Here is a 15748-nt window from a genome sequence, read left to right as displayed (position 1 = left end):
CATGACATGGGGGAATGGGAGATGCAATCGGGAATGGGATTTCTCGTCGCCGTGGACGCGACGGATTCGAACGGGAGGAGTCAGTAATGGCACGCGTACTCGTGTTGTACGGTACGTCCGAAGGACAGACCGCGACGGTCGCGGAGCGAATCGGCGACGTGCTCGAAGCGGCGGGCCACGACCCGACCGTCACGCACGTCCTGTACCGACCCGAGACGCTCCGACTCGCGGACTACGACGCGATCATTATCGGCGCGTCGGTTCACGGCGGGAAACACCAGCGGTACGTCACGCGCTACGTGAAAAAACAGGTGGACGAGTTGAACCGACTGCCGTCCGCGTTCTTCTCCGTGAGCCTCACCGCCGCCGAAGACACCGACGAGGCGCGGGACCGCGCCCGTCGAGAAGTCGCGGCGTTCCTCGCGGAGACGGGGTGGAACCCGGACGAAACCGCCGTCGTCCCGGGGGCGCTCAAATACAGACAGTACGGCACGCTCAAGCGGTTCGTCATGAAACAGGTCGCGAAACGGACGAGCGTCGACAGCGATACGTCGCGGGAGTACGAGTACACGGACTGGAAGGACGTCGAAAGCTTCACGACCGACTTCGTCGGGTCGTTTGAGAAGTCGTCCGCGAGGTAATTTTACTCGTCGGAAAGCGACGCCAGCACGCGGTCGAACCGACTTTTGACGTCGTCGGCGATGCCATCCAGTTCCGGACTGTCCACGACCGAGAGCATCGTTTCGGGGTCAACCATGCTGACCACCACGCCGTCGTCCGTCTCGTAGACGACGACGTTGCAGGGGAGCAGGGTGCCGAGGTCGGATTCGGCGTCGAGTCCCTGCTTCGCCAGCGGCGGGTTGCACGCGCCGAGAATTCGGTAGTTCGGGTAGTCCTCGATGTCCAGTTTCTTCGCGAACGCCTCGCTCACGTCGATGTCCGAGAGGATGCCGAACCCCTCGTCGGCCAGCGCGTCGGTCGTTCGCTCGACGACCTCGTCGAATTCGCCGTCCACTTGCCGCTTTTCGTAGTACGTCATCGGCTTTCCCTACGGCGTCGGGGATGTTAGTAGTTGAGGTTTCGGTCAGAGTGTCTTGCAATGATGGAACAATACAAGTGGCTGCAGCACCTATCTTCACCCGTGGCGTTCGTCGCCCTATCCGTCGAAACGACTACGGCGACGAACGTCGATAACGGAGAACCATGAACCAGCGAACCGATTCCGGCGACGCGTGTACGATCGACGACGGGCCGAACTGTCGCACGTCCCCCGTCGAACAGTACGCTCTGTTCGTGAAACGAATCGCACGAAAAGTACGGAAAATCGTCGGTTCGAACCCGGAACGGGAGCGGTAAAGTCGTCTTTTCAGCGGTTGCTCGGCCTCGAATAGCCAAAGCGGGCAACGAACGTGGAAACCCACAGGTTTATCAATACTGTATTTCATAGTATTGTGTATGACGAGCAATACCGATATCAGCCCGACGGAAGTCGCTGCACGGCTCCGAGACGGTGATAACGACCTGTACGTCCTCGACGTTCGAAACGAGGACGACTACGAGGAGTGGAACATCGATGGAAGCCACAACGTCCCCGTCTACGACCAACTATCCGGCGGGAACACCATCGGACTCGAACAGTCGCTCGATGACGTCCCCGACGACGCGGAAGTCGCGACCGTCTGTGTCGCTGGCGTCATCTCACAGCGGGCCGCACAGGTGCTCCGAAACAACGGCTACGACGCCAAATCGATGCAAGGTGGCATGCGTGGCTGGGCGATGGTGTATCAGGCCTACGACGTGACGGACTCGGACGCCGTCACACAGATCGTCCGTCCCGGTACCGGCTGTCTTTCGTACCTCGTCGCGGACGGCGGCGAAGCGCTCGTCGTCGACTCAGGCCAGCACACCGAAGTGTATCAGAACCTCGCCGACACGCGTGACCTCGACATCGTCGCCGTCGCGGATACGCACGCTCACGCCGACCACATCAGCGGCGGGCGTGACCTCGCCGCAGCGGAGGACGTTCCGTACTATCTCCACGATACGGACGCCCGCGAACTCGACCGGTACACCGCGGTCGAAGACGGTGACGTGATTTCGGTCGGAAGCTACGACGTCGAAATCCTGTTCACGCCGGGGCACACCCGTGGAAGCATTTCCTTCCTCGTCGGTGACGCCCTTCTGAGCGGTGACACGCTGTTCGTTCGAAGCGTCGGCCGACCCGACCTCGAAGGCGGGAGCGATGTCGCCCGTGAGGGCGCGACGCTCCTTTTCGACAGTTTGGATCGACTCGCCGACCTCTCGGACGACACCGTCGTCCTCCCCGGACACTTCAGCGACGAGGAGATACGACCGCTCGGCGCGACCATCGAACACCTCGAAGCGAACAACGAACTGTTCGGCATGGACACGAAGTCGGCGTTCGTCGAGACGATCCTCGAAGACCTGCCGGACACGCCCGCGAACTACAACCGAATCAAGCGCGTGAACACCGGCAAAGAACGAGCTACGGCGGAAGCTGAAACGCTCGAACTCGGCCCCAACAACTGCGCGTCGAACTGATCTCGAATCTCCCTTCGAATGAACTACACACAGGGTATCCGACGCAACTGGCGGCAGTTCGCCCTTCAGTTGTTCGTCGTGTTCGCCGTCGGACTCACCATCGGGTCGGAACGGACCGTCGTTCCGGTCCTCGGCCGCGACGTTCTCGGCGTCGAGTCGCTCCTCGTCATCGGGTCGTTCGTCGTCAGTTTCGGCTTCGTCAAAGCGATTCTGAACCTCTACGGCGGCAAGTGGGCCGAGGAGTTCGGTCGTCGGCGCGTGCTCATCGCCGGATGGCTCGTGGCGCTGCCGATTCCGTTCGTCCTCATCTACGCGCCCAACTGGTGGTGGATAACCGGAGCGAACGTGCTACTGGGTGTGAACCAAGGCCTCACGTGGAGCATGAGCGTCAACGCCAAGATCGACCTCGCGGGAAGCGAGGCACGCGGACTCGCGGTGGGGTTGGACGAGGCGTTCGGCTACGGCGGCGTCGCGGTCGGGTCGTGGGTTACCGGGGTCGTCGCGGCACGATACGGACTCCGACCCGAACCGTTCTACGGCCTGCTCGGCGTCGTCATTCTCGCCGGCCTCGTTTCCGTCCTCTTCGTGGAGGAAACGCTCCCGTACGCACGGGCCGAGTCCGACGGGAACGAGACGGACGCCGACTTGTCGTTTTCCGAGGTCGTCAAACGAGCGACGTACGGTGATCAGACGCTGTTCGCGGCGGCACAGGCGGGCAGCGTGGAGAAGTTCGTCGACGTTCTCGTCTGGATCGCGTTTCCACTGTATCTCTCCGCGTCCGGCCTCGGCGTCGCCCATATCGGTCTCGTCGTCGGCGTCTACGGCGGCGTCTGGGGAGTACTCCAACTGTGGACCGGCCGACTCGCCGATAAAATCGGGCGTCGGCCGCCGGTCGTCGCCGGAATGTTCGTCGCCGGTGCGGGCGTGCTGGCGACCACTCTCGTCTCCGGATTTTCGTCGTGGGTCGTCACGGCGGGCGTGACGGGCGTCGGGATGGCGTTGTTGTATCCCAACCTCATCACGGTCATCGGCGATGCCGCACATCCGTCGTGGCGAGCGACCGGACTCGGCGTGTATCGGATGTGGCGCGATGCCGGATACGGGTTTGGAGCGGTCGTCATCGGAATCACGGCCGACGTGTTCTCCATCCACGACGCGTTCTACGTGACGGCATACGCGATGTTCATTTCCGGGGTCATCGTTCTCGTCTCGATGCGCGAGACACACCCGACGCTCGGCGAGTACGAACGGCCGCGAACCGCCGAGCGGAACTCGGTTTCTGACGAGTAAACGAAAAACGTGAGAACGGATTTCAGTCCGCGTGGGCGGCCATCTCTTCTTCCCCTTCGCCGCTCGATTCGAAGTAGGTGACGTACAACTGCGCGGCGAAGACGACGGTGAAAATCACGTCGAGCACCGTCGTGTAGGCGTGCGGGACCGATCCGCCCGTCGCGTTGTGCTTCGGAATCAATCCACCGGCGGCCCACGCGTAGTGGGTGACGATACCGGCCACGGTCGCTACGACGAAGATGGAGACGAACAGCACCGCCGCCAGCCGTTTGCCGTAGTATTTCCGGTACATGTCCACGATGTTCGGGACGATGAGGTCGGCGTAGATGAACGACATGACGCCGCCGAACGGGATGCCCGCGTTCCACAGCACGAGCGCGAAGGGGACGTTCGCCACCGAGCAGACGAACGTGATGATGCCCACGAGGACGCCGATGGCCGACCCGAGGACCACCCACCCGACGGTTCCCTCCGGAACGAGCGTGAACAACTGTGCCCACCACGCTCTGGGGATGAACGCCGCGAGGAGCGAGGCGACGATGAACCCGACGACCAGGTCGTCCCACAGCATCTGCCACTCGCCGATGGCGTTCCGGAAGGCGTTCTTCCACCCCGAGACGGTGAGCAGTTTGTCCTTCCACGTCGCGTCCTCCTGCTGATTGACGAACGTCTCCTTGCAGGATTGTGAACAGAAGTACTCCGTCCCTCCCTCCGTCTCGACGCTGAGCGTGCTCTCGTCGTTCGGGTCCACCTCCATGCCACAGACGGGGTCACGGACGGTACCGCTCTCCTCCTCGTCCGACCGAACGTGATCGCGGGCCGCGTCGAACCACGAGTCCGGGACGACGTACTTCGTGATGGCGGCGAGCAACAGGATCATCAGAATCCCGCCGAACACGTCGGCGGCGACGAACTGCCACCCGAGCAGGATCCACATCACCAGTCCGATTTCGATGACGAGGTTCGTGCTGGCGAACTGAAACCCGGCGAACGAGGCTTCCGGCGATGCACCCTTTTTGAACAGCGATTTCGTGGTCGCGACGGCCCCGAACGAGCAACTGGAGGAGATCATCCCGAAGAAACTCCCGATGGTGATCTCCCGCAATCCACGCCCCCCCAGCAGGTTCGTCATCCGCTCTTCGCTTACGAACGCCTGTACCGCTCCCGAAATCGTGAATCCGAGGACGAGCGCCCACCACGTTTTCCACGTCATCTCCCCGAAGAACGTGGCGGCGTCGGTCAGACTCCCTGCGATGTTCATGGAAACTAGTACGGCATCGAGGTTTTCTACAGTTGCGGCTAAAGGGGAAAATCCTCTGGCGTCCCGTTTCGCCCGACTAATGGCCTGCGCCAGCCGCTGTAACGCCGAATTCGATCGGAATGGCCATTACCGAGCTGGCTTTCGAAACTCTATCTCCACCTCGAACTAATATCCTTCGATTAAAAGACGGCCGTTCCTTTCTTTCTGAGATGATACCGTGCTCTCGTATCGCTGTGAGTCGTCGTTCCGACGACTCACTGGCGTATTTCCATGCTCGTGTTCGCCATCAGCCACTGGGTGTCCGAATCGTCGGGGTTCCGTAACTCGACCCAGCCGTTGTCACAGAACAACATCTCGTACTCGGCGTCCGACGATGGTGCATTTTCCGTCGTCTCGTTGTCCTCGACGGACATCTCACGCGCCCCCACTGGCCGCGTGCAGGTCGGATACGATGCTGAATCGGCCGCGATCGTGAGCTTGGAACATGATTTCCTCGTCTCTTTCGGCGACCGATTCGTCCTTTGTTATGCGGCGCGATACCCGAAGTAAAGGGTGCCTACCGTCGATAGATCGTCCCTTCGAACGGGGTCGTCGGAATCAGTTACCGCCCGTGACGATGTCCGACACTCGCCCACGGTCGAACAGTTGTTCGTCCGCCGGAATTTCGGGATAGGGGTCCCCGTTCGTGTATCCGGGCCACTCGCCGAACTGCTCGGGATACAGCTGTTTCGCCGTCATCTCCAACTGGAAGAGGTTCATAAGCGGACCCTGAACCGGGTTTCCGGACGGATAGACGGCGTCGTTTTTGACGGCCGTGAGCTTGCTCCCGATCGGATCGTCTTCGAACTGCGTCCGGATTTTCTCCACGTTGTAGTACGAAGCGATTCCGTACCGATGCAGGATGACGTCGGGATCGACCTTCAGCATCGTTTCGTAGTCGTACGAGGTTTGGAACGTCACGTCGCTCTCCGCGAACGCGTCCGTCGCGCCGAGCGGTCTGACGTGAGCGTTTGCGAACCCGGCCGTGTTGATCTTCGACGGGTAGAACGTCCCCTGCATGAAGATCACGGAACCGACGGTGGGTCGCTCGTCCTTCGGCGGCAGGTTCGACTGTATCCTGTCGACGAGGTCGTCGTGAACCGCCGCGAGTTTCGCGTGGCGTTCCTCTTCCCGGAAGACGGCCGCGACCTTCTCCGCGATTTCCCACAGCGTGTAGTACTGGTAGTCGTCCCGGTACGCCTTCGGCGGTTGGCTGTTCCGACGGCTGTAGTTGTTGCCGAACCACGGTGCGACGTTCTTTTGAATCTCCTCGATATCGGATTTCTCCCACCCCTTGAACGAGACCACGAGCGCCGGGTCGATCATGTGGAGGTCGGAATCGAGCTTGTAGAACAGCTCCTTGTCGATGTTGACGCCTCCCGACCCGCTGTTGAGTTGGGTCAACCCGTCCCGGTCGAAGGAGACGTCGTCGAGGCGCTCGTAGTACGCGTCCAGCGTGTTTCCACCGGCCTCGGAGTCGAAGCCGAGGGAGTTCACCGCGTCGCCGTGTCCGTACGCCACCGCCGCGTCGGCGTACAGTAGGCTGTAGATCATCACGTTCTCCGGGACGCTCTCGAACTCGACCTCGCCGACCGGCGACATCGTCACCGAGTACGGCCCGTCATCGCCGCTTTGGTCCGTCGTTTTGCCCGTCTCGCTCGTTCCGTCCGTGGAACTCGTCTCTCCGGTCGAGGTGTTCTCCGACGTCTGTTCGCCTTCGCTGCTCGAACAGCCCGCTAGCACGCCGCCGGTGACGACTGCGCCGCCGTATTTCAGGTACTGCCTTCGTGTCGGTACGCCGATCCTACTGTTATTGCTGTCTGTCATGTTCAAAACGCTCCGTTGACGATATCTCTCACTCGTTGTCTATCGAACAGTTTCTCGTCTGCGCCGAATTCGTCCGGATACACCTGCTTGACCGTCCGTTCGGTGTTGAACAGGTTGAGAAGCGGTCCCGCCTGTGGCGGTCCGCCGGGGTAGACGGCGTCGTCTTTGACGGCCGTGAGTTTCCTCCCGACGGCGTGGTCTCGCATGGGTTCGACGTAGGTACGACGCCACTCGTCGGTCCCGCGGAGTTCGGTCGAATCCATCGCCGACGGAATCTGTGCGTCGTAGATGAGCACGTCGGGGTCCACGTCCAGCAGCGTCTCGTATCCGACCGTCGGATACTCCCCGGCTTGGACGTCCATCGACGCCCACGCGTCCTCGAAATCGGCATCGCGGTAGTGCATCTGCCGGAAGCCCTCCTCTCTGAGTTGAATGAGCTGAAACGATCCCTTCGAGGGGTTCGACCCGACGAAGAGGACGCCGACGGTCGGCCGGTCGCTCTCGGCGGGCAATCGGCCCTCGATGTCGTCGAGCATCCCCGCGTGTAACTGCCGGAACTGTTCCCCGCGGCCCTGCTCGCGGAACACTTCGGCAACCTTGTCGAAGAGATCGTACAGCGACGGCATGTAGTCGCTGTTCCAGTCGTATGGCCGGGCACCGTACGCGCCGAAGAACGGGCCGACGTTCTTCGACACCTCCTCGATGTCCTTCTTCGACATGCCGTACGCCTGCAGGTAGTTCGGGTCGGCGAAGTGCACGTCGGAGTCCGCTTCGTAGAACACCTCCTTGTCGAAGCCGCCGTCCTGCCAGATGACGGGAATTTCGTCGGGATCCACGTCGATGGATATTCCCGTCGCTTCGAACGCCACGGCCGGGAACAACCCGAACCCGGTGGCGACGAGTCCGTCCAGTTGCCCGAGCGCGATGCCCATATCGAGGTACGCGGGACCGCCGGGGTTCGACCAGCGCACGGGCACCGACTCGAATTCGACCGCCCCGACTGGCTCCATCGTGACCGTGTACGACCCGTCGGAATCGGTCGTTTTCACCGTTTCAGCGTCGGACCCGTCCGTCGATTCGCTCGTCGTCTTCGTTTTCCCGTCTTCGGGGGTCGAATCGCTCGTACACCCCGCCAACAGTCCGCCGCCGATGACGACGCCGCCGTATTTGACGTACTCGCGTCGCGTCGATCCGTCGCTCCCGTCGCGCATTCAGAACTCTCCCTTGATGATGTCTGCAACCCGCTGACGGTCGAACAGTTGTTCGTCGTTCGTTACCTCGCCGAACGTATCGGGATACAGTTGTTTCGCCGCGCGCTCGGTCAGGAAGAGGTTCTGAATCGGTCCCTGAAACAGGTAGCCGCCGCGATAGACCCGCCCGTTCTTCACGGCGGTTAGTTTGCTCGCAACGGGGTGGTTCCGCATGAATTCGAGGACCGTGTTCCGGAATTCGGTCGCTGACTGGCGCTCGTGAGCGCGCAGTAGTATCATGTCGGGGTCGATTTCGAGCATCGTCTCGTAGTCGATCCGCCCGCGGTCGGTGGTGCTGATGCCGTCGATTCCAGTACTGGAGAGCGCGTCGCTGACGCCGAGATCGTGCCACTGCTTCTTGCTGGTCCCCTTGTCGTTGAGCCGATACGGCGAGAACTTCACTGGTTCGTTGCTCCCTTCGTACACGAGCAACACGTTCGGACGCTCGTCGGCCGGTGGGAGTTTGGCTTGAATATCGGCGATAAACTCGTCGTGGAGCTTTTCGAACGCCTCGTACCGTTCCCGTTCCTGGAAGAGTTCGGCTATCTTTTCGAACGCCTCGTAGAGGGTGTAGTACCGATAGTCGTGCCACTCGTCCTCGCGGCGGAAAATCACGTTTCCGACGAACGGTCCGACCTTCGTCGTGATCTCTTCGACGTCCTTCTCGCTCCAGTCGAACCAGTTGACGAGCATCTCCGGGTCCATGACGTGCACGTCGTTGTCGAGTTCGTAGAACAGTTCTTTGGACATCCCGGCTTTGCCGAAATCGTTCTTTTCGAGCGTCTTTCGGTCGACGCTCACGCCGGGCAGTTCGTCGTAGACGCCCGTGTAGTACCGGTCCGGACTACCGATACCCGTCATCCCATCGGCCTTCCCCAGCGCGACGCCCATGTCCGCATAGCCGCCGTCGTATGCGACCCATCGACCGGGAACCGACTCGAACGTGACCTTCCCGGTCGGTGCCATCGAAACCGAATAGGACTCGTTCTCCGTCTCCGTCGACCCGTCGGACGACTTCGATGTGGTCGTCGTTTGCGTCGTGGATGATGCTTCCGTTTCCGTTTTGTTTGCACATCCCGCCAACAACCCGCCGCCGATGACGACGCCACCGTACTTGACGTAGTCGCGTCGTGTCGGCATTTCGTGGCTTCCACCGTCTCTTGCCATGTTTTTAGGCTAGCCTAATAACTGATAACTACTTCGATTTTTTAGGCTAGCCTAAAAGACGTTGTGAAAGAAACGTCACTCCGCTCGTCCGTCGCTTCCCTCGGCTCCACGTTCGTCCCTGATTTCGCGGGCGGCATCGAGGATGAGTTCGTCGTCGATGTGTTCGAGGAGGGTTTCGTGTCCCTGCCGACGCCGCCGTTCAATCTCTTCGTCGGGCAGATACGCGTCGAACCGCCGGTCGATTTCCCGCTCGCGGAGTTCGGTTCGTCCGTCCTCGTCGAGGTCGTAGTCGTCGGGTACCTGCTCGGCGAACCATTCACGCCATCGGTCACGGTCGCTCCACTCGCCGGTTCTCCCCGCCTCGCGTCGTATCCAATCGTACTGGCTTGCGATCGTTTCGGGGTAGCCGCGTTCCTCCCGAACGTCTTCGAGGAGCGTGATACCGACGCGTGCACCGCGTCCGGCGGCCATGAGCGTCTGTCGATCCGCCGCCTCCGCGGGTGCCGCGACGTACAACCCATCGATTTGCGTCGTCCCATCGTCCTCGGCGTACGACCTGTCGAATTTTTCGTACTCGTCGCCGCCGTACTCGTACGTCTTGAACATCGACCCGTCGTCCAGCGATGAGAGATACTCGCCGCCGTAGCGGGTCGCGGCGACCACTCTGTCCGTCGTGACCCGGCGTCCGTCTTGCGTTTCGACGACGAACCCGTCTTCCCCTTCCTCGACTAACTCCACCGATTCGACCAAATCGGATACGAGTTCACACCCCGCTTTCTCGACGTGGTCGTGCATCAACTCGTAGAACGTTTGGATGTCGATACCCCCCGGAAATCCGAGGTAGTTCTCCAGATGGCCGCACCGTCGGAGCGAGGACTTGCCGCGGTCGAACACCACGACGTCGAGTCCGTATCGTGCGGCGAACACGCCGACGGCACTACCCGTCGGGCCGCCGCCGACGACGACGACGTCGTAGCTGTCCTCGGTCGCCGTCATCGATGATCACCGTATCGGACCCTCTGCAGTCCCATTCGTGAGATATCGTCGTTTCTCCCGTTTCGAGCCATGTTTTTAGGCTCGCCTAAAACAGTAAAGCGTTTTCGGATTCCGAGATGTCCCTCGTTCCGCTCACCAGGGCATCCCACAACCGGGGCACAACGGTGGCCCCGCGTCCGGGAGTGCGAGTCCACAGTTCGGGCACACGTTCTCCTCGTCGGGCGACGTGAGTTCGTCGAGGGCCTCCTCGGTCGTCTCGCGGATCCCATCGAGTGTCCCGATTTCGCCGTTCGCTTCGTCGGCCGCCTCGGGGTCATCGATCGCATCGAGCGCGAACACCGCTCTCTCGCGGACGAACTCCGCTCCGTCCTCGCATCGGGCCTCCAACAGCGAGGTCGTTTCCGGCGAAAACGACCCCTCCTCCGTGCGTGTGAACAACCCCAGCGCTTCGGCGGCACGCCCCTGAACGTAGTCGCATTCGTCGTTCAACCGCAGCGTGAGCGCGTCGGTTGCCTCCCCGATTTTTTCGGGTTTCGCACAGCCGACAGCCACCAGCGCCGTGCAGAGATGGTAGCGGACGAGTTCGTCGTCGTCATCGAGGTGGTCGGTGAGCTTCGAGACGCGATGGGCGAGCCGATTCGGATCGCCGAGCGAGACGTGTTCGAGCGCTTTCGCCAGCTTCCGCTTTACTTCCGGCTCGTCGAACGACAGCCCGACCTGCAGATCGGCCATCAGCTCGGGCGACGTGACCGAATTTGGATGGTCGAGGGCGACGTAACCGAGCGCCTCGGCTGAGCGAGCGCGAACGTAGTAGAACTCCTCGTCGTCCGCGAGCCGTTCGGCGAGCGCTGGCGCGACCAGCGCGACGGCGTCGGGTTCGTGTTTCGCGACGGCGACGAACGTCTTCGCCGTCGTCAACCGAACCGACCGCTCCGCGTCCGTGAGGAATCGAACGAGCGCCGGGACGACCGGTGCCAGCGCGTCGGGCGTCTCCTCGCCGACGCGTTGGAGTTCCTGTGACAGCCCTCTTCGGTCGTCGGCCGGTGCCGTTTCGAACCGCTTCAGGCAGGCAGTCACGTCGTCGTACGCCCGTGCGTCGAGCAGTTCGCTCACTTCCTCGACGGTCGGTGGCTGGGATACGTCCTCCATTTTCTCCGTGTCACCTGTAGCGTCTCACGGAGACACCAAAAATACGCGGGACGATGGGTCGATCCGAATCCGACCGATTCCGACTACTCCAACATGGCGACGCTCCGTTCGACCGCTTCCCGCTTTCCGATAAGTGTCACCACGTCGCCCTCTCGAATCCTCAGGGTCGGTTTCGGGACGATGAATTCGTCGTCGCGGCGGAACAGTGCGATGACGGCGTCGTTCTCTAGTTCGATTTGTTGTATCTGTTCGCCGACGGCCGCGTCCGACTCGACGACGACCTCCGCGATTTCGTTCTCGTCGCCGACCGCCGACAGCCACTCGTAGAAGTTCGGCCGGAGGATCAGATCGTCCATCATGTCTACCGTCGCCGTGACCGGCGTCACCGGCTGAACGCCGAGGTCGGAGAAGGCATCCGCGTTCTCGAGTTTGTTCACCTGTGCGATGAGCCGGTCGATGCCGAACCGCGTTCGTGCCGTCTGGCAGGCGAGGATGTTCTGGTCGTCGTCGCTCGTCGCGGCGATGACCATCTTCGCGCGATCACCCCCCGCCTCTTCGAGCACGGCCGCGTCCGTTCCGTTGCCGCGAACCACCGAGTAGCCGTCCGACCGCAACTCGTTGATAACCGCATCGTCGCGTTCGATGATGACGGCGTTTTCGCCGCGTTTGTCCAACCTGTCCGCCAACGCCCGTCCGATTCGGCTCCCGCCGATGATGAGTACGGTCATGGGTATGATGTCGAGTGTTTTGGCCGCGAGCGGCGCGCCGCCTGCCTCCACGACGACGGTCACCAAAATCACGAGGAAGACGACGTGAACGACGCTCTTCGCGTTCGGCACCCCCGCGTTGGCGAGTTGTAGCGAGAACAGCGTCGCGGTCGAAGCGGGGATGATCCCGCGCGGGCCGACGGCGGCAATGAACGTGCGTTCGTTCCACGTGAACTGCGTCCCGGTCGTCGAGAGAAACACCGCTAACGGGCGAATCACGACCATCGCCAAAACCACGACGATGAGACCGCCCACCCCGAGCGTGAGGAGATGCCGGAAGTCCAGCAGCGACGCGAGGATGATGTACACCACGCTCAACACGATGGTCGTGATATCGCCGCTGAATCCCGCTATCTCCCGCTCGAACGGGATATCCACGGTGCCCAGAATCAGGCCCGCGACCGCCACGGTCACGATGCCCGCTTCCGACGCTAACGCGTCCGCGATGGCGTAGGAAATCAGCGCCGTCCCGATGACGGTGATCCGCGAGTTCTGTGGAGACAGGCTCAGGTATCGAAGGACGTATCCCGCCAGCAAGGCCGTGATGATCCCGATGAGAACGCCGGTTCCGATTCTCGATACGAAATCCACGATGACGTCCGCGCCCATGTGCCCCGCGAACGGGTCGGGATGGTAGCCCAACGCGGCCACGCTGAAGATGACCGCGCCCAACACGGAGGCGGTCACGTCGTTGATAACGCCTTCCGTCTCCAGTAGCGTCTTGACGCCCTCTCGAACCTCGATTTGATTCAACACGGGCGTGATGACGGTCGGTCCGGTCGCCACGAGCAGCGCGGCGATGAGACACGAGAGGTTCCACTGGAGGCCGAGAAGATAGTGGACGAGACCGCAGAGGGAGACGAACGTCAGTGCCGCCCCGCCCGTCACCAGTTTCAGCGTCGATTTCGGCGCGTCACGAATATTCGACGCGGACAGCGTGAACGCCCCTTCGAAGATGATGATGGCGACCGCCAGCGAGACGATAGTCGAGAGCGAGTCGTCGAACAGCGTCGGGTCGATGAGTCCAACCCCTGCCGGTCCGAACAGGATGCCGAAACCCAGCAGAAACACCACGTTCGGAATCTCGTACCGGTCCGCGAGCAGTTTCGACGCCGCTCCGAGCGCGATTATCGACGCCGACACGAGGAGCAGATCCGATGACATTGGCTGGATGGACTTCGCTGATGGGTTCTCGCATCAATTGAACGTCATGAATCACGATAGGTCTTGCTCCGACGTTCGTGGTGAGGAGCTGGATCTGAAGTCGGGTTTGCTGTAATCGTAGCTACAGGAGCGCTGACTTCGAACGTCCTCAGCCGCTTGCGACGAACGAGTTTGATTCTGTTGGGATTGCAACGACTACAATCACGAAACTTCCGGACACGTCCGCTTCGACCCATCAAAACTACCGTGAGCCGAATCCTTTTCTCGTCCCTCTTCGCACGCTATAGCATGCCAACCACGCCGTATCCGCTCACGCGCTATCTCGGTATCGACTCGGCCAGTTCCCCGACCATCGCGGTCGATGGGACGCTCGTCTTCCTCGCCGACACGACGGGGACGCCGCAGGTCTGGTCGCTCGACGATCCGGATTCGTTCCCGAAACGACTGACGAGCCACGACGAGCGAGTCTCGTTCGTCTCGGCGTCGCCCTCGCGTCCGGAGGTCGTCTTCGGCATGGACACCGGGAGCGACGAACACGACCAACTGTACCGCTACGACCTCGAAACGGGGACCGAAACGCCGCTGACGGCGACCCCGGAGGCCATCCATCAGTGGGGCGGCTTTAGTCCGGATGGCGAACGAATCGCGTTCACGGCCAACCGCCGCGAGGGATCGACGTTCGACGTGTACGTGCAGGGCCGCGACGACGAATCGGCCACGCTCGTTCACGAAGGGGCGGGCGGCTTTCTGACGGTCGAAGCATGGGGCGAACCCGGTCTCGTCCTCTCGAAGGCGAACGCCAGTTTCGATCAGAACTTGTTCCTGCTCGATCCCGAAACCGGGGAGCATCGGCGACTTACCGACGACACCGACGCGCAGTACCACAGCGCGCGGTTCGACGCCGACGGGAACTGCTACTGCGTGACGAACCACGATTTCGACACGACCGTCATCGCCCGACTGGACCTCGACGATGGAACTCTCACGACGGTCGAGGAGGGCGGCGACTGGGACGTTTCTCACTTCTCGCTCCACAGTGGAACGGGTCGAGTCGTCTGGGCGCGCAACGTGGACGGCTACTCGGAGGTGCACGCGGGCAAACTGGACGCCGAGGCCGACGAGATCGAGCGAACGGCGACGCCTCACTTCCCCGATGGCGTGCTCTTTGGTGCGGGATTCGGCCCCGACGGTGAGCAGTGCGCGCTCACGTTGAGTCGGAGCGACGACCCGCAGAACGTTTTCGTCCTCGATCCGGAGGCCGGAAGCGTCTCGCAGTGGACCGACTTCGGCACGCTCGGCATCCCACGCGACACGTTCCTCGAACCCGAAACGGTTCGGTTCGAATCGTTCGACGGGCGTGAGATTCCGGCGTACTGGACGCTCCCGCCGAACGCCGAACCAGGAAACACGCCCGTCATCGTGGACATCCACGGCGGCCCGCAGCATCAGCGTCAGCCGTGGTTCTACCCGACCAAGCAGTACTTCCTCCAGCAGGGGTACGCGGTTCTCGAACCCAACGTCCGTGGCTCGTCGGGCTACGGCGCGGCCTACGCCCATCTGGACGATAAGGAAAAGCGCATGGATTCGGTGGCCGACATCGAGGCCGGTGTCGAATGGCTCCACGCGCAGGACGCCGTCGATCCCGACCGAATCGTCGCCTACGGCCGCTCCTACGGCGGGTTCATGGTCCTCGCGGCGATCACGGAGTACCCGGACCGCTGGGCCGCCGCCGTCGAGTTCGTCGGCATCGCCGACTTCGAGACCTTCCTCGAAAACACGGGCGAGTGGCGACGGAGTCACCGCGAACAGGAGTACGGCTCGCTGGACGACCCCGAACTCCTCGAACGGATCAGTCCGATTCACGATGCCGAGAAGATCGACTGCCCGCTGTTCATCCAACACGGCGCGAACGACCCCCGCGTCCCCGTCGGCGAAGCCGAGCAAATCGCCGCGAAAGTCCGCGAGCAGGGCCTCCCCGTCGAAACCTGTATCTTCGAGGACGAGGGGCACCACACCACCTCCCGCGAAAACCTCGTGGAGGAGTTCGAGCGGATTTCGGCCTTCTTGGACGAACACGTGTAGATCGAATTGCTGTATCGGGACGGCTACCTATTTTCATATCATCGCTCTCACCGTTTTGATTCCAACCGCGATTCGCACTCTCTCAACCGATTCCCGCCGTTTTCGTTCCCGGGTTACTGGCAGTATTTCTACACAACAACCAGTACCCTGCGAGTAAACATACGAGGCGGAGGATTTGGGGTGAACGGGAAAAT

The 15748-nt window shown here is 61.8% G+C and carries 14 protein-coding genes; 5 read left to right on the top strand and 9 right to left on the bottom strand.

The window, feature by feature from the left end:
* The first annotated feature begins 86 nt into the window (after positions 1–86).
* The gene (locus NKF26_RS20330) at positions 87–641 is read left to right on the top strand and encodes a flavodoxin domain-containing protein (RefSeq protein ID WP_253227903.1); all 555 of its coding nucleotides are present in this window, start codon (positions 87–89) and stop codon (positions 639–641) included.
* Between the two features lie 2 nt (positions 642–643).
* Here the strand turns inward: NKF26_RS20330 and NKF26_RS20325 are convergent, their stop codons facing one another.
* Entirely contained in the window at positions 644–1039 is a 396-nt protein-coding gene (locus tag NKF26_RS20325) for a DUF302 domain-containing protein (RefSeq protein ID WP_253227902.1), read from the bottom strand.
* Positions 1040–1203: 164 nt separating this feature from the next.
* Between NKF26_RS20325 and NKF26_RS20320 the strand changes: the two genes are divergently transcribed.
* The 3 genes from NKF26_RS20320 (at position 1204) to NKF26_RS20310 (ending at position 3852) form a co-directional block, all read left to right on the top strand.
* Positions 1204–1356, top strand: coding sequence for a hypothetical protein (locus tag NKF26_RS20320; RefSeq protein ID WP_253227901.1), 153 nt, complete (start codon positions 1204–1206; stop codon positions 1354–1356).
* 99 nt (positions 1357–1455) lie between these two features.
* Positions 1456–2562 (top strand): MBL fold metallo-hydrolase, encoded by a 1107-nt coding sequence (locus NKF26_RS20315; RefSeq protein WP_253234810.1) that lies wholly within the window; start codon positions 1456–1458, stop codon positions 2560–2562.
* Positions 2563–2580: 18 nt separating this feature from the next.
* Positions 2581–3852, top strand: coding sequence for an MFS transporter (locus NKF26_RS20310; protein ID WP_253234809.1), 1272 nt, complete (start codon positions 2581–2583; stop codon positions 3850–3852).
* A gap of 22 nt (positions 3853–3874) precedes the next feature.
* On the opposite strand, the gene NKF26_RS20305 is transcribed toward NKF26_RS20310, so the two are convergent.
* The 8 genes from NKF26_RS20305 to NKF26_RS20270 form a co-directional block, all read right to left on the bottom strand.
* The gene (locus NKF26_RS20305; RefSeq protein ID WP_253227898.1) at positions 3875–5113 is read right to left on the bottom strand and encodes a permease; all 1239 of its coding nucleotides are present in this window, start codon (positions 5111–5113) and stop codon (positions 3875–3877) included.
* Between the two features lie 254 nt (positions 5114–5367).
* Positions 5368–5526, bottom strand: coding sequence for a hypothetical protein (locus tag NKF26_RS20300; RefSeq protein ID WP_253227897.1), 159 nt, complete (start codon positions 5524–5526; stop codon positions 5368–5370).
* A 184-nt stretch (positions 5527–5710) separates the two neighbouring features.
* Positions 5711–6979 (bottom strand): ABC transporter substrate-binding protein, encoded by a 1269-nt coding sequence (locus tag NKF26_RS20295; protein WP_253227896.1) that lies wholly within the window; start codon positions 6977–6979, stop codon positions 5711–5713.
* A gap of 2 nt (positions 6980–6981) precedes the next feature.
* On the bottom strand, positions 6982–8190 hold the full coding sequence (locus NKF26_RS20290; RefSeq protein ID WP_253227895.1) for an ABC transporter substrate-binding protein: 1209 nt from the start codon (positions 8188–8190) through the stop codon (positions 6982–6984).
* Positions 8191–9396, bottom strand: a complete 1206-nt coding sequence (locus NKF26_RS20285) for an ABC transporter substrate-binding protein (protein WP_253227894.1) — start codon at positions 9394–9396, stop codon at positions 8191–8193.
* Positions 9397–9471: 75 nt separating this feature from the next.
* Positions 9472–10392, bottom strand: a complete 921-nt coding sequence (locus NKF26_RS20280; RefSeq protein WP_253227893.1) for an FAD-dependent oxidoreductase — start codon at positions 10390–10392, stop codon at positions 9472–9474.
* A 132-nt stretch (positions 10393–10524) separates the two neighbouring features.
* Positions 10525–11541, bottom strand: a complete 1017-nt coding sequence (locus NKF26_RS20275; RefSeq protein WP_253227892.1) for a HEAT repeat domain-containing protein — start codon at positions 11539–11541, stop codon at positions 10525–10527.
* Between the two features lie 83 nt (positions 11542–11624).
* A complete protein-coding gene (locus NKF26_RS20270) occupies positions 11625–13472 on the bottom strand; it encodes a cation:proton antiporter (protein WP_253234808.1) in 1848 nt (615 codons plus the stop codon).
* Positions 13473–13760: 288 nt separating this feature from the next.
* On the opposite strand from NKF26_RS20270, the gene NKF26_RS20265 reads away from it, so the two are divergent.
* Positions 13761–15554, top strand: coding sequence for a S9 family peptidase (locus tag NKF26_RS20265; protein WP_253234807.1), 1794 nt, complete (start codon positions 13761–13763; stop codon positions 15552–15554).
* The last annotated feature ends 194 nt before the right edge of the window (positions 15555–15748 follow it).

The organism is Haladaptatus sp. AB618 (genome assembly GCF_024136965.1).
GTDB lineage: Archaea > Halobacteriota > Halobacteria > Halobacteriales > Haladaptataceae > Haladaptatus.
This window is presented reverse-complemented; position numbering and strand designations above follow the sequence as displayed.